Below are 14,893 nucleotides of genomic sequence, written 5' to 3'. Positions count from 1 at the left end.
TGACTGTGTCGTTTGCTCCTGAAGGCTATCTGCTTATCGGTGGGGCCGCCGCGCTGACGCTGTTTTTGGTCGTACTCGGGGCCTGGCTGGGCGGGCTCTGGCTGGTGCTGCTGGGCGGACTCGGTGTCCTTGCGCTTGGGTTTACCGTCTGGTTCTTTCGCGACCCCGAGCGCCACGCCCCTGCCGAGGCGCGTACCGGCACCGCCCTCGTGGCGCCCGCCGACGGGAAGGTGGTTGAGCTTGTCGAAGACGAGACGTCCGACTTCATTGAGGGCCCGGTACGTCGCTGTTCGATCTTTCTTTCGCCACTGAATGTGCACGTAAACCGCGTTCCTGCAACTGGCACCATTGCATGGACGCGTTACGTCCCTGGCGACTACCTGGTGGCCTGGCATCCGAAAGCCAGCGAGAAAAATGAGCGCTCCGAAGTAGGTATGCATCATACATCGGGCATACCCATTGTCTTCAAGCAGATTGCAGGCGCCGTTGCCCGTCGCATTGAGTTTACCCTGCACGACGGGCAGGCGGTGGAGGCCGGAGCACGCTACGGCATCGTCAAGTTTGGCTCGCGTATGGACGTGCTGGTACCCGCATCGGTCGAGTGGGCAGTTGACATAGGCATGCGGGTGCGGGCTGGGGAAACGATCATCGGGCATGTGCCTGCCTCCAATGCTGCGTCGGCGTCCGGTGCCGCCTCAACGCTTTCCCGCGACGACGCTGCAGCATAGCTTGCGTTCTGTTGCTTCCTCTGGTAGCTTGCCGCTTTCTCATGCGCGCTCCTGATTCTACGTTTTCGGCCCCGCCTAACGCCTCGCCCGACACTGCCTCGCGGCGCCGCGCCATTCGCCAGCGTTTTAAGGCGTACCGCGCAGAACGCCGGGCCGCCCGCAGCGAACGCCCGCCGCCCCGCGTAGCCGTACCGTCGTTCTTCACCCTCATGAACCTGTTCTGCGGCTTTCTGGCACTTACGCAGGTGTGGGAGGGCAGCTTTACGATGGCCTGCTGGCTGATTGTCTTAGCAGGCTTCTTTGATCTGTTGGATGGCATGATGGCGCGCCTCACCAACGCCGTAAGCCCCTTTGGCGTAGAGCTTGACTCGCTAAGCGATGTGGTGTCGTTCGGCATCGCACCGGCGTTTTTGGTATACGTGTACAGCCTCAGCGATCTTGGGCCACTGGGGCTGATTGTGGCCGCCTTACCGGCGCTATGCGGCGCAGTGCGGCTGGCGCGATACAACATGAGCTTCGATGGCGAAAAGAAGGACCACTTTGAAGGGCTCCCTATTCCGGTGCAGGCCGTTACGGTGATCGCCCTGATCCTGACCGCCGAAACCGCCTCCTGGGGACCGGCCCTGGCCGAGGTGCGCATACTGATTCCAACCGTCATTGTGCTTTCTGCCCTCATGGTGTCGAGCATCAACTTCGACGCTATTCCACGCCCCACGGTCGCCTATATCCGGGCACGCCCGCAAAAGGTACTGGCATATGTGCTGGCCGGTGTGCTTATTGTAGGACTGCAGGCCGTCGGACTTCTTGCTGTGCTCTCGCTGTACGTGCTCCATGGCATGGGCCATGCTGCCTATCGCCTGGGCAAAGCACTGACTACCCCGATTTCATAGCTGTGCGCCTGCACACAGACCACCAGGGTCTGTGTTCGTTTGTTTTGGTTTTTGCTTTCTACTTATGCCCACTTACCACGCCACCATTTCGGTTACGCTCCGGCCTTCGATCCTCGACCCAGAGGGCAAGGCCGTGCACCAAGCGCTGCAGAACCTGGGCCACACCATGGTAGAAGACGTGCGTGTTGGGAAACGCATTGAGCTCACTATTGATGCCGAAGACGAAGATGCAGCCTACGAGGTGGCCGAAACGTCGTGCCAAAAGGTGCTGGCGAATCCCGTTACGGAAAACTATGCGATCGATATCACCGCTGCATCACCGTCGGCTGCATAACCCTCCCATGCCGTTGGCCCCGCCGAAATGCTTACACATAGCTTACGGTCATATGGCTCCTTTTACGCTGTCGCCTGACGTTCTATCGCATGAATATAGATTGGTGCTACACCGGGAAGCGGGGCGTCCTGCCGCTACCGCTTATCCGACTGCGCTCCCCGAAACCGCCTCGCCCGATGTAGAGGTGCTTGAAAAGGAAGACGATGGCACCGACACAGACGACCCCTGGTCGGTCGTTCTCTTTAACGACGAGGTCCACACCTTTCAGGAGGTGATTACCCAACTGGTGAAGGCCACTGGGTGCACGCCTGCAAAAGCCGAAAAGCTGGCCTGGACCGTGCACACGAAAGGAAAAGCCACGGTGTACGAAGGATCGTTTCAGGAGTGCTTCGACGTACAGGCCGTTCTCAATGAGATCAACCTGGTTACCGAAATCCAAGGATAGGCGCGCAGGATTTCTTTTTTTGGTAGCGGTTCAATGGTTAGTGACTGACATGTGAGCTACATCATCGTAGTTACTTCGACCTCCTCTGTCTACCGAGCTTCGCCGAAGGCGTGATCCTCTGGACATTTCTCTCCTGGAAAAGGGGAAAACCACCCGAGTCCGCAGGACGACGGATGGAGCGAAGCGGAATAAAGGGAGAGGGAGTTCGAACAAAACGAAGGTACGAGGTCTCTTAGTTTTAGCACGTAGCGTCTATCCACTACCCTTTTGTGATTTCGTGAAGCAAAAACAGGCTTCCCCCTACTTACACTGCTGCCTCACACGGCTGCCTTACACGGCCCTGCACCGCGTTGTCTTCCCACCTTCAGCACGTGCTTGTACCCGGGCACAGTCTGTATCCAAACTGTGATCGCCGGATCGTGACCTGTGGCCGGACGCAGTTGTTTGCTCTTTCACTGCTACTTTCCGCCTTAGCTCTTTTATACCAACTATGGATTTAGCCCCACTCACCGTGCTGAACGGTATGTACACCGTCCGGCGTACGTTAGAAGACTCCAGTCCGTTCGACTTCAAATACTTGGGCGAGCGCTCCGACGATGGCCAGGAGGTCATCATCCGCGAGTTTTTTCCGTCGCCTCTCATCCGACGCAAATCTGGGAAAACGTCGGTTAGCGCAAAGGGAACGAACCAGCAGGCCGCCTTCGACGACGGACTCGACTACTTCGCCAAAGAGTCGCGCGCCCTGCGTCAGCTCTCGCACCAGGCTCTGCCGCAGGACTACGATGTGTTTGAGGCCAACGGTACCATGTATCGCGTGCGCAACCAGCACCCGAGCATGTCGCTTGCCGAAGGCTTGCGCAGTAAGGGCACCTTGCCCGAAAAAGCGGCACTTACCATTATGATGCCGGTGCTCGAAGCACTGCATGAGGCCCACGAGGCCGGGCTCTATCACGGCGGCATTTCGCCCGACACCATCCGCCTGCTCCCCGATGGCAATGTCCTCGTTACCGGTTTCCGCGGGGCCTACTTGCAACTGGCACGTGACCTTGACGTGCTTGATGACTTCATCCATCCCAGCACGAGCGCCATTGAGCAGTACACGCCGCGCGCCGAGCAGGGCCCTGCTACCGATGTCTACGCTGCTGCTGCAACCATCTGTATGATGGTGACGGGAACGGAGCTTCCCACAGCGAAAGACCGGCTTTCTGACGACCAGGCCGACCCAATGGAGCTGCTCGTTCAGGATGCCGACGCCTTTACCTCGCCCGAGGTCCGCGACGTACTTTTGGATGCACTGCGGGTCGATCCCTCGAAGCGGCTGCAATCCGCTCACGACCTGCACACCACGCTGGAGCAAGCCTCGGAGCGCTACGACAGTGAAGACGATGCCTACGTTGTCGTCCCCGTTGAGGACGACCAGGGCCCTGCAGAGGCCAACGTCATCAGCGAAGGCCCATCCGATGACCAGGGTACCAACCCGCTACTCATTGCGATACCAGTCCTGCTTCTGATAGGCGGCGTCGTGTGGTTCATGATGAGTGGAAGCAGCGGTGGACCCTGTGAGGGGTTTGCCACCACGTCCATCAATCAGGCCCGCACCTGCTATACAGATGCCGAAAACGATGGCCCCGTTGAGGTTACACTCAGCGGCACCGTTACACGAGCTTATAGCGACTATGTGCGCCTGCAGGACGAAAGCGGCGACATCGGGGCCAGCGGTCTTGTGGTCCGGCGCACCACCGGCCCGTTTCATGATGCCATTGGAGCCGGCGATATCACGCCCGGCACACAGCTTCAAGTTGCAGGCACGCTAAGCGACTTCAACGGCCTCATCCAGATTAATGAGCAAGACCTGGACAGCTACGAGATTACCGGAGAGACGGACGTCCCTGAGCCGCTCTCTATTGACCTGCCAACGGTAGCCAGCGAGGGGCTCGCCTACGAAAGCGTACTCATCCGCGTCGACAGCCTGCAGATTCAGGGCGATGCCACCACCTTTGAGGAGCAATCCGACTATGTTGTGGAGCGCGATGGGCGTACTGCCGCTTTCCGTGTGCAGCGTCCTTCGGAGACCGAGCTGCCCGGCACAGCAGTTCCCCAGGCGCCCTTCACCTATGAAGGCGTGGTCGGCCAGTTCAGCGGCGAGCCGCAGCTGATCCCCATCCGCACCAGCGACTTACAGGTGCAAGAGTAAGCGGTACATAGCTTTGCCGCAAGAGGTGCCCTGATCTGCTGTTGTCTGTAATGCATCGCAAAGCGCCCCGCGCTCTGAGTGTGGGGCGCTTCTGCATGTTAACAGAGCGTGTTGGGACGCTATGCGGCTTCGGCCGTAGCAGGTGCCCACATCTCGTTCTCGTCTTTCGAGGCATCCATGTTCACCGGCACGGGGTAGTTGCCTGTAAAGCACGCCGCACAGTACCCCTGCGTGTTGTTCGAGTTGGCACCATATACCGCCCGCTTCATACCCTCTGCCGAAAGATAGGCCAGAGAATCCACCCCGAGCCACTCGCCAATTTCTTCGACGCTGTCGAACTGATTCGCCAGGAGCTCCTCCTTGTTGGGGAAGTCCATACCGTAGAAGCATGGATGCGTAACCGGTGGACATGACACCCGAAAGTGCACCGACGAGGCCCCCGAATCCCGCAGCATTTTGATGAGATGTCGGGCTGTAGTGCCGCGCACAATGGAGTCATCAAGAACAATGACCGTACGGTCTTGCAACAGCCCCTCGACCGTGTTGAACTTACAGCGTACCTTCATTTCGCGGCGGTCTTGGCCGGGCGCAATGAACGTCCGCCCCACGTAGTGATTGCGGATCAGCCCCAGCTCAAACCGGCAGCGGTAGCCTTGCTCTGCGCATTCGTTGGCATAGCCAAGGGTAGCGGTATTGGCCGAGTCGGGCACTGGAATCACAATCGGCGTTTTGGCGTCGTCGTCGACTTCCGGCACGGGCGCCTCGCGGGCCAGTTCTACGCCCAAACGGCGGCGCACCTTGTCCACCATCTCGCCAAAGATCTTAGAGTCGGGCCGCGAGAAGTAGACGTACTCAAAGATGCACTGGCTCACGCCAAAGTTCGTAGGAATCTCGTAGCTCTGAAAGTCCCCCCCATTGGCGCAGCCCTCGCGGTCGATGACCAGGATCTCGCCGGGGCGGATGTCCCGCACGAACTCAGCACCGATCATGTCGAAGGCGCACGTTTCGCTGGCCACGCAGTACGCAGCCCCACCCGCCTGATCGGGATCGCCCAGCCGTCCCAGCGCGAGCGGACGAAAGCCGTTCGGGTCGCGCACGGCGATCAGGTGCTCATCGGTCAGGAGCACAAGCGAGAACGCCCCCTCTACCTGCATCAGCGCGTCAATGACCTGGTTCAGGTGCTTCTGGCGGCGGCTCTGGGCCGTGAGGTGCAAGATGAGCTCGCTATCGCTGGTTGTCTGAAAGAGCGTGCCGCGCTCGCTGAAGCTCTTGCGCAGCTCGCGTGCGTTCGACAGGTTGCCGTTGTGCGCCAGCGCCAGGTTGCCTTTACGGTGGTGTACCACCAGCGGCTGGATATTGGCGCGGTTCTGCGACGAGCCTGTGGTCGAGTAGCGGTTGTGACCAATGCCCGCATCACCAATGAGGTGATCATCGAAAAGCTTCGGATCGTCGAACACGTCAAGCACAAGCCCGAAGTCACGATGCACCGGCATAACGGGCGCTCCGGTATCGGAGTCGGTCGTTGACGTCACAATCCCGCTCGATTCCTGGCCGCGATGCTGCAAGGCATGCAGGCCATAGTAGATGTGACGGGCAGCATCGGGAGCGTTGAAGATGCCGAAGATGCCACAGTGATCTTTCACACTCATAAGTCAGGGGGAGGCTGGCGCCGACAGACATCGGCAGATGGCAGAGAAGCAACAGCGCATCTACGGTAGATGCACACGTAGTCAACCTGTGCGAGCCCGGGATTGATCCGCTGCGCCATCTGCTTCAATCGGCCTTCGTGGCAGAATCCAGAGGGAGTGGTGCACGGGTCGGGCTTACGCCTGCCCGGGATATCCGCACCCCAAGAGCACTCGGTCACTGCGTTCCCAGCGCTTCGCTCCTAATCCCGGGCTATGGGAATTCATAGCCGGGTAACCTGTGCCGACCACTGTCGGTACCGCTTGCGTCCCCGGCGACACGGAACGGGACGCGGTGTTAAGCCATCACGGGTTGAGTTGCCCGCTCCTGCTACTACAGCACAATCAGGGCGGCCGCCAGTCCGATACCGACAGCATTGGCCGTCATGTCGCGCCAGCTGAAGGCATTTTGAGGGCGACGGTGGTCGTACAGCTCTTTGGTGAGGCCAATGGTGAATCCAGAAGTAAGCGCCCACGGAATGGATTCGTTGTGCGAGAGCGCCGTTTTGTGGGCAAGCACATACTGCGAACTGAGCGTCCACAGGAAGCTATAGCTCAGGTGCAACGCCTTATCGCGGGCAAACCACGGGTCATTGCGGGGCGCCCGGTGTACTGTGCGATACGAAATGCGCGTTGCAACCGGGCGGGGCGGCACACAGGTGGAGGCTGCGTGTGGACGCCCGCTTCGGGCGAGCGCAGACGGGGTGAACTCCTCATGCATCTGAATGGAGGCCAGAGCGGCGCCGTGGGGTGGGCCGCTCCCGGAAACATGCAGGCAGGCCGAATCCGTCTGGCTCTGCGCCTGAACAGGCGGGGTCAGCAGGAGGCTGAGCATCCCCCCAACTCCAATTAGCCCGCAAAGAAGTTCCCCGATACGCTTGAAATACATGGCGTTAGAGCGTACCGGTGATGTATCCGATGATAATGACGAGCACGACAAGCGGAATGATGTAGCGGATGACGAACATCCAAACCGAGAGCACCTGGGCGCTCATGTTGCTGCCCTGCATCATCTCCTGGGCGGCTTCGTCGGCCCCCCATACCCACCCAATGAAGATGCTCAAAAAGAACGCGCCAAGGGCGAGCCCGAGGCTGCCTACGTAGTAATCCATAAAGCCCAGAAAGCCGGTTTCAGGGCCAAAGATGCCCCCTGCGCTGAGGCTGGGCACCGCGCCCTGCGAGAGGGCCGAGGGAATAGCCATCAGGAAGGTGATGCCGCCAATGATGAGCACCGACTTTTTGCGCGACCACGAGCGCTCGTCCACGAAGTAGGAGACAACGACCTCCAGTAGCGAGATGCTTGAGGTGAGCGCGGCAATGGAGAGCAGAATGAAGAACGTAACGCCGACGAGCCCGCCCAGCGGCATCTGGCTAAACACTTCGGGCAACACCACAAAGACGAGCGCTGGACCGGTGGCTGGATCGACGCCCATCGCGAAGATGGCGGGGAAGATCATAAAGCCTGCCATCAGGGCAATGACCGTGTTGAAGACCACCACGTAGATGCCCGAGGTAGCAATGTTTTCTTTCTTGGAGAGGTACGAGCCGTACGTAATCATGGCGCCCATGCCCAGGCTCAGCGTAAAAAACGCCTGTCCGAGTGCGGCGATGATGATCTCGGTGGTGAGGCCCGAGAAGTCGGGCATCAGGTAGAACGAGATGCCTTCGCCGGCGCCTTCGAGCGTGACGGAACGAAAGATAACCAGCAGGATGAGCACCAACAGTACGGGCAGCAGAATCTTAGACCACCGCTCGATGCCCTGCTCCACCCCGCCCAGAACGACCAGTAGCGTAACGCCCAGGAAGGCAGCCAACAGCGTAATCACCAGCGTGGGCGATGCCACAAAGGCTTCGAACCCCATTCCGGGCGCAATGATGTCTTTTACGGCGTAGCCCACCGCCCATCCGGCAATGACACTGTAGTAACTAAGGATGATGAACCCGGCCAGCACGCAGAAGCCGCCCACAATGAGCCAGGCCGACCGCTTGCCGACGATGGCCTCGATGGCCCCCACCGGGTTGCGCTGGCTGTTGCGCCCGAGCGAGAGTTCGGCAAACAGGTACGGCATCCCGATGCCCAAAATGCAGAACAGATAGACCAGCACAAATGCACCGCCGCCCCCTTCGCCTGCTAAGTACGGAAAGCGCCAGATATTGCCGAGTCCAATGGCAGATCCCGCAGCGGCCAATATAAAGCCGAGGCGCGAGCCCCATTGTTCGCGAGCAGGAGCGTCGAGGGGCGGTCCAGATTGCGATGCCATACAGAAAAGCCAGTTGGTGGGGAGGGAACGCCAGACGAAGGTAGCGGCGTGGCCAGAGCCACGCCCGAGCAGTAGAAGGTCCGCAGTAGGCGGATGGGATGCAGGTGCTGTCTTGTGTAGATGTGCAAGAAAGTACAAGCACATAGGGCGTTACGCAATCGTGTCAACCCGCTAAGCCGAGCCGCCTCGACGAAGAATCATTCAATTCATGATGATCCTGGAAATTGTCATGACAAATCAAGCCATAGAAACGGCTCTGGCGGACTACATCGCCTGGATGGTATTGACGATGCCCGTGCGAATCAGCGCAATTGCAATAGCGGCCAGAAAGAGCGTTGCCACCTTCGCAAACGCTCGCGCTGCGCCGTTCCCAATAAGCGCAATGAGCGCGGGTCCGAAGTAGAACACCACGTACGTGATGCTGAGGTTCGCCACCAGTGCTACAATGGTTGGTATGTATCCGACACTATTCTGCAGCACCAGAATGGCCGTGATGGCCGCTGGCCCCACAATCAGCGGCGTGCCCAGCGGCACCACCGCCAGGTCGGCCCCCGAAGCGCCATCCTCTACGCTATCGCTCTTGCCCGGCTGACGTGTCAGGTTGCTGAAGAGCAGATCGGTAATCGACAAGACGAGCAGGATGAGTCCACCGCCAATGCGCAAGTCATCCACGGTAATGCCGAGCGTCTGAAAGATGAACTGCCCCGCGAGCACAATCACAATGGCGATGCCGAATCCGGTAGCGGTGGCACGTTTCACCAGAGCGCGCCGCGTAGGCAGCGTCATGCCCTCGGTGAGTCCCATGAACAGTGGCAACACACCCAGCACGTTCATGGCTACAAAGATAGAGAGAAAGGCTTCAACGTACGGCGTGGTGTTCAGTGTGGGCAGTTCGAGCATGAAGCAACAGTGGGCCAGAGGGATGCGCAGGCATCTGCGTGTGCGAAAGCAAGGGGCAGACCCCGCATGAAAGTCAGCGTACGCCACGCCGTACCTTGTCGGATGCAGGATGTTTTGCCGATGTGCCGCCCTGCCGACGAACAGCCTGTGGATTTGTCTTTGGTGCGAAACGGTTGAACGTAAGGACACGGCGCGCTGTGTCCCTACAGGCCAGAACAACGCAGGCGCTTTCGATAGCACGGTGCCAGAACGCCCCGCACGCTGACGATCGGCCCGTTTCACCTTGCACCGCATCACACCGACACAAGCAGATCGGTCGAAGCCTGCCGGGCGGTGTCGGGAGGCGTGGCGCTGGTTGGGTCGCAGGTAAAGGTGCGCGTGGTGGCTTCGCGGCCATACACGTAGAGACGCTCGGCAAACAGGAAGCGTCCGCTACGGTGCTGCAGCATCACGGTGGAAGCACGCGTACCGTACTGCTCACCTGTAATGAACATGGGCGACACCTGGCGCTCTCTATCGAGAGGCAGCCCGGTATCCGGCAACAGCGAGTCGGGCGCAGGCTGTGTGTCGTGGAGCGCGTCGAGCAGCGCTTCGGGATGTACCCTGTCGCCTATCGCATCGATGATGCGCTGCTTGCCTCGGTTCACCTTGGGCCACGGTGTATCCAGATAGGCGTTGCTAAGGCCGTGCCATCCCGGTTCAACGGCTTCGGGGGCACGGTCGGGATGGGCCATGTAGTACGCCGTACTGCCGCGTCCGAACAGCAGGTTAAACGGGGCCCGCGGCGTGAGGGTGCGCAGTGCTGCGAGGTACTGCTCGGGAGCGGTGTCGGCGTGCAGGTAGTCGGTCACGACGGTGCCACGCGTGGGGCCGTCGGGAACGGGGCGCGTGAAGTCACGATAGTTGGTGAGCGCCGCCCAGCGTCCGTCGCAGGTGAGTCCGCACCATGTGCCACCGGCCTTCAGGTCGCGCCCGGCGCAGATGTGGGGCGCGCTGGGCCACCACTGGGCCGGACGCGTAGGCCGGGCGTAGAACTCGTCGCGGTTGCTGGCCATGATGAGTGGGTAGTCGGGGTGCACTTCGACCCCCATGATAATTAGGCACATGGAGCACAGTTCAACAGTGAACGGAAACGGTCAGAAGGGGGCTATGCTGCGGGCACTTGGATCCCCCAGAGCAGCGGGGCATCGGGGCCCGCGCTATACGTACGGCTTTGCAGGATGCGCAGCGTGTCGACACGAGCGTCGATCCAGTCATGGACGCGTTGGGCCTCTTCGGGCCCGCCATCATGGCCCCGGTAGGCGAGCACGGTGATGAGTCCGCCCTCGGTCATGAGTGCACAGGCGGCGTTGAGGGCGGCTACCGTCGTATCGGGGTGGGTAATGCGCGTGTGGTCGTGGCGCGGCAGGTAGCCCAGGTTGAACATGGCGGCATGGATGGGCGCCTCAACATGGTTGCGCATGGTTTCGTGTCCGGCGTGCACCACTGTTACGCGGTCGGATACATTGGCGCTTGCCAATCGCCGGCGGGTGGCGGCACAAGCGGGGGCTTGCACATCAAAGGCCGTAACGTGGCCCGAAGTGCCGACCTGCTGGGCTAAGAATACCGTGTCGTGCCCATTCCCTGCCGTTGCATCCACCACCTGCTGGCCCGGCGATAGGTGCGTAGCCATCCACTGATGCGCAACCGTTGTGAGCGGCGGAAATCCCATGAAGCTGAAGGCCCAGTGCAAGGAAGCAGCAAGGTGCCTGGCCGGAGCTACTCGTTGGGGTCAACCTCAACGACTTGTCCGTTCGGCAGGATGCGCTCATTCGGGCCAGGACGTACGGTAGGAAAGTCATTCAGGCGCTGGTCGGGATTACGGTCTTTGGGCACGTAGTGCACATGATCGCCATGAGGCACCTCCATGTAGGGCTGCCCCGGAAAGGGGTTGATCATTTCGTAGAGCACAAACCCGAAAAATACGGCTGCGATGCCAAGCACCACCCAGCGGCGCATTGACCACGACGTGCTGGTTTCGGAGGACTCGGAAGGGGGAGACGAAGCCGAGGTAGCCATGGGGAGAATTAACGCAAGGCACGATAGAGATAATAAATCACCAACGTATGATACCTCTGGTGGGAGGTAGCGTTTCTGTGCTAAGCCGTCAGTAGCCGTAGATGGAAAGGGCATCGCGGCGCATGTGAATGCTTACGACAATAGCCAGCAGCAGCGTGTACGAGACCAGGGCCGAGCCGCCGTATGAGAGGAACGGCAGCGGCAGTCCAATGACGGGGAGCATGCCCATCACCATGCCCAGGTTAATGATGGTGTGGATGAGATACACACCTACGGCTCCAGCAGCAACCAGGCTACCAAAGGGATGCTTGGAATCGGCTCCCAGCTTGATAAGCCGCAGCAGTAGAAAGCCCAGCACCAGCAGCACAAACCCGGCCCCCATGAGGCCAAACTCCTCAGCAATTACGCTGAACACGAAGTCGGTGGACTGCTCGGGAATGTAGGCGCCTTGCGTTTGGGTGCCCTCCATGAAGCCTTTGCCCCACAGCCCGCCCGACCCAATAGCCGCTTTCGACTGCACGAGGTGAAAGCCCACGCCCTGCCGAAATTCCTCAGCTTCAGGGTTCGTGAACGAAATGATGCGCGCCACCTGGTGCGGGCGAAGAATGTGCACCAGCGCAAACGAAGCAACGAGTCCGGCAGCCGTGCTTAGCGCGCCAGCCGCTATCGTGAGCATGCGTTGGCGCGTGCCAATCCACATGCCGAGCGTGAAGAGCACCGTGACGGCGACAGCGGCCCAGGCGCTAAGCAGCCCGGCATAGAGCGCCAGGCCGGGTACAATCATGAGCAGGATGAGCGAGATAGGAAGACCGCCCCAGAACAGCACAATTGGGATGAGCCCAACAAACACCAGCGCGGTGCCCATGTCATTTTGAAGCATTACCAGCAGCGCCGGAAGGGCTACGAGTCCGGCAGCACGCAGGGCATAGCCCATATGCTGCGCCGACACCGCCCGCCGATCCGAGAGCAGCCGCGCCACGGCAAGCACGGTGCCTACTTTCGCAAGCTCTGATGCCTGCAGGCGGATGGGCCCAAAGGCCAGCCAGTGCGCCCCGCCTCCGGCCTCGTGCCCCAGGAAGAGCGTAGCTACCAGCAAAACGAGCACGCTGCCATACAGCGGGTACGCAGCCTGCATAATCATTCGGGGGGATACCAGGAGCGTTCCTGCCAACACGCCCCCAGCAATGACCAGCCAGGTGGCCTGCCGGTAGAAGTTGTTCTGCACCGTTTCGTATAGATGCTGAGCTCCGGGCCCATGGGTGCTGCTGTAGATAGCAACCAGCCCCATGCCAATGAGCGTGAGCCAGGCAATCAGCGTAGGCCAGTCGAGGTTGCGATACCAGGCGTTCATACGATTGGGAAACGGAGGAAGAACGAGTCGAGGACCAGCGATTCGAGGACCAGCCTATGGAGTTGTAACCGGTACCGCTGGTGTGCCTTCCGGCTGCATCTGGTCGGGGTCGAGTTCGTCGGGAGTAGGGGTCGAGGTGGTGTCGATCGGTTCGCTACGCTCTTCGTTGAGCAGACGATCCATCCAGTAGCGGCGCTCCCAGGTGTCAGCAATCGTGCCCGTAAGGTACTTTTCGGCCATAAAGCTGGCGATGGGCCCGGCAACCGAGCCGCCGTATCCTGCATTCTCCACCGCTACGGCAATCGCAATTTCGGGATCGTCGAACGGCGCAAACATGATGAAGAGCGAGTGGTTCTCGCCGTGTGGATTTTCGGCAGTGCCTGTTTTGCCTGCGCTCTCAATTCCGGGGATGCTCACCCACTGCCCGGTGCCGCTTTCCATAACGCGGCGCATGCCCTCACGCACACGGTCGAGGTAGGCCGGCGATACACCCGTTGGCTCGGCAGGAGGTGAGTTGGCCATCTGGCGGTCGCCCGTAGCTGGATGCTCGGCGTAGCGCACAAAATGCGGGGCGGGTAGATCGCCCCCGTTGGCGAGCGCGGCCGTGTAACGCGCCATCTGAAGCGGAGTGACGCTCATGTCACCCTGCCCAATGCCCAGGTTCACCGTGTACCCGGCAGTCCATCGTCCATACGTCCGGTTGAAGTACGACGAGTCGGGGATAAGCCCTGGAAGCTGGTTGTTTACATCGAACGGCACCTCCTGTCCAAACCCGAAGCGGCGCGCCCAATCGGCCCAGGTGTTCACGTCCAGGTTCATCATCACATGGTAGTAGAGCGTGTTGCACGACACCTCCAGGGCCTCTTCGAGCGAGATGCGGCCATGTTCTTTGCTCTGATGATTCCGAAAGACACGGTTGCCCACGCGGTACCCTGCGGGACAGTCGACGAGCTGGTTTTCATTGGGTGGAATGATGCCCTCCTCCAGCCCTACAAGCGACATGAACGGCTTCCACGTCGATCCCGGTGGAAAACCGCTCATGGTAGCGCGGTTGTACAGCGGCTTGTCGACATCGGCCTGTAGGCTGTCCCATGCCGCTCGCGAAACCGCATCTGTGAATATCGCGGGGTCGTAATCAGGGTGGCTCACGAACGAAATGATTTCCCCCGAGTCAGGGTCAAGGGCGACCGCTGCGCCGCGCTTGTTCACGAACAGCGACTCGGCCAGCGCCTGCACCTGGTGGTCGAGCGTCAGGTGCAGGTCGTATCCACTTCGTGGCGGACGGTCTTCGGCACCGTCGCGGTATGATTGCACTTCCATGCCGCGCACATCAACAACGACAAACTCGCTGCCGTAGGTGCCGCGCAGCTCCGGCTCAAACGCGGCCTCGATGCCCGTTACGCCCACCCGATCGCCGGGGCGATAGCCGTCGTCGCGCAGCTCAGTCAGGCGCGCGCCATCAATTTCGCGCACGTAGCCCAGCGCATGGGCTGCATTCATGTCGGTATGGTAGCGCCGCTGTGCATCCACCTTAAACGACACGCCGGGCAACCGGTAGAGCTGCTCTTGGATGCGGCTGTAGGTGTCGAAGCTGAGGTTAGCGAAAGCACGGCTCGGGCGCACCACCGACCACTCGCGCGCCTCACGAAGCCGGGCTGTTACCACCGAGTCGGGGACACCAAGCAGCCCCGCCAGGTCGGGCAGCGTCTGCTCGTCCACGTAGCGCGGCGTAAGCATAAGCGTATAGCTGGGAGCGTTGTCTACAAGCAGCGTGCCATCGCGATCATAGAGCGCGCCACGCGCAGGCATCACCGCGTGTTCGCGCACGGCATTGCTCTGCGAAGCGCCCCAGTACGCTTCGTTATCGAACACTTGCAGGTATACCAACCGTCCGCCCAGCACCATAAACACCATAACAATAGCTGCCGCAAACAGGCGGATGCGAAGGCGATATGATTCCATGTGGATGTGCAGCCTGGATAACATATTTGCTGTAAGGAACCTAAGCATTCCATTCAACGAAGGCCGTGTATACAGTTCCACTGTC

At 60.3% G+C, this 14,893-nt stretch carries 14 protein-coding genes; 5 read left to right on the top strand and 9 right to left on the bottom strand.

The genetic code is table 11. From position 1 onward, the window contains the following. The first annotated feature begins 5 nt into the window (after positions 1 to 5). From CRI93_RS00395 to CRI93_RS00375, 5 genes are all read left to right on the top strand, one after another. Entirely contained in the window at positions 6 to 728 is a 723-nt protein-coding gene (locus CRI93_RS00395; RefSeq protein WP_098060625.1) for a phosphatidylserine decarboxylase, read from the top strand. A gap of 41 nt (positions 729 to 769) precedes the next feature. Then, complete coding sequence (pssA, locus tag CRI93_RS00390) at positions 770 to 1,618, top strand: CDP-diacylglycerol--serine O-phosphatidyltransferase (protein WP_098060624.1); 849 nt, start codon at positions 770 to 772, stop codon at positions 1,616 to 1,618. 64 nt (positions 1,619 to 1,682) lie between these two features. After that, positions 1,683 to 1,952 carry a phosphoribosylformylglycinamidine synthase subunit PurS gene (gene purS, locus CRI93_RS00385; RefSeq protein WP_098060623.1) on the top strand — a complete coding sequence of 90 codons (270 nt, stop codon included), beginning with the start codon at positions 1,683 to 1,685 and terminating at the stop codon, positions 1,950 to 1,952. 52 nt (positions 1,953 to 2,004) lie between these two features. Further along, positions 2,005 to 2,397: an ATP-dependent Clp protease adaptor ClpS gene (locus CRI93_RS00380; RefSeq protein WP_098060622.1), complete on the top strand. Its 393-nt coding sequence runs from the start codon at positions 2,005 to 2,007 to the stop codon at positions 2,395 to 2,397. Positions 2,398 to 2,887: 490 nt separating this feature from the next. Next, on the top strand, positions 2,888 to 4,591 hold the full coding sequence (locus CRI93_RS00375) for a serine/threonine protein kinase (RefSeq protein ID WP_098060621.1): 1,704 nt from the start codon (positions 2,888 to 2,890) through the stop codon (positions 4,589 to 4,591). 119 nt (positions 4,592 to 4,710) lie between these two features. Here the strand turns inward: CRI93_RS00375 and purF are convergent, their stop codons facing one another. From purF to mrdA, 9 genes are all read right to left on the bottom strand, one after another. Beyond that, complete coding sequence (purF, locus tag CRI93_RS00370; RefSeq protein ID WP_098060620.1) at positions 4,711 to 6,240, bottom strand: amidophosphoribosyltransferase; 1,530 nt, start codon at positions 6,238 to 6,240, stop codon at positions 4,711 to 4,713. A 370-nt stretch (positions 6,241 to 6,610) separates the two neighbouring features. Continuing rightward, on the bottom strand, positions 6,611 to 7,111 hold the full coding sequence (locus CRI93_RS00365) for a YfiM family lipoprotein (RefSeq protein WP_141491490.1): 501 nt from the start codon (positions 7,109 to 7,111) through the stop codon (positions 6,611 to 6,613). 58 nt (positions 7,112 to 7,169) lie between these two features. Further along, entirely contained in the window at positions 7,170 to 8,537 is a 1,368-nt protein-coding gene (locus tag CRI93_RS00360) for a sodium-dependent transporter (protein WP_098060618.1), read from the bottom strand. A gap of 264 nt (positions 8,538 to 8,801) precedes the next feature. Continuing rightward, entirely contained in the window at positions 8,802 to 9,437 is a 636-nt protein-coding gene (locus CRI93_RS00355; protein WP_098060617.1) for a MarC family protein, read from the bottom strand. Positions 9,438 to 9,730: 293 nt separating this feature from the next. Next, entirely contained in the window at positions 9,731 to 10,543 is an 813-nt protein-coding gene (locus tag CRI93_RS00350) for an NRDE family protein (protein ID WP_098060616.1), read from the bottom strand. Positions 10,544 to 10,584: 41 nt separating this feature from the next. Continuing rightward, positions 10,585 to 11,148, bottom strand: a complete 564-nt coding sequence (mnmM, locus tag CRI93_RS00345; protein ID WP_098060615.1) for a tRNA 5-(aminomethyl)-2-thiouridylate-methyltransferase MnmM — start codon at positions 11,146 to 11,148, stop codon at positions 10,585 to 10,587. A 47-nt stretch (positions 11,149 to 11,195) separates the two neighbouring features. After that, positions 11,196 to 11,495, bottom strand: coding sequence for a hypothetical protein (locus tag CRI93_RS00340; protein WP_098060614.1), 300 nt, complete (start codon positions 11,493 to 11,495; stop codon positions 11,196 to 11,198). A gap of 88 nt (positions 11,496 to 11,583) precedes the next feature. Next, the gene (gene rodA, locus CRI93_RS00335; protein WP_098060613.1) at positions 11,584 to 12,846 is read right to left on the bottom strand and encodes a rod shape-determining protein RodA; all 1,263 of its coding nucleotides are present in this window, start codon (positions 12,844 to 12,846) and stop codon (positions 11,584 to 11,586) included. Positions 12,847 to 12,900: 54 nt separating this feature from the next. Further along, positions 12,901 to 14,808 carry a penicillin-binding protein 2 gene (gene mrdA / locus CRI93_RS00330; RefSeq protein ID WP_098060612.1) on the bottom strand — a complete coding sequence of 636 codons (1,908 nt, stop codon included), beginning with the start codon at positions 14,806 to 14,808 and terminating at the stop codon, positions 12,901 to 12,903. Between the last annotated feature and the right edge of the window lie 85 nt (positions 14,809 to 14,893).

The organism is Longimonas halophila, assembly GCF_002554705.1.
Classification (GTDB): domain Bacteria; phylum Bacteroidota; class Rhodothermia; order Rhodothermales; family Salinibacteraceae; genus Longimonas; species Longimonas halophila.
Note: the sequence above shows the minus strand (reverse complement) of the source record. Positions and strands in the feature narration are given on the sequence as shown.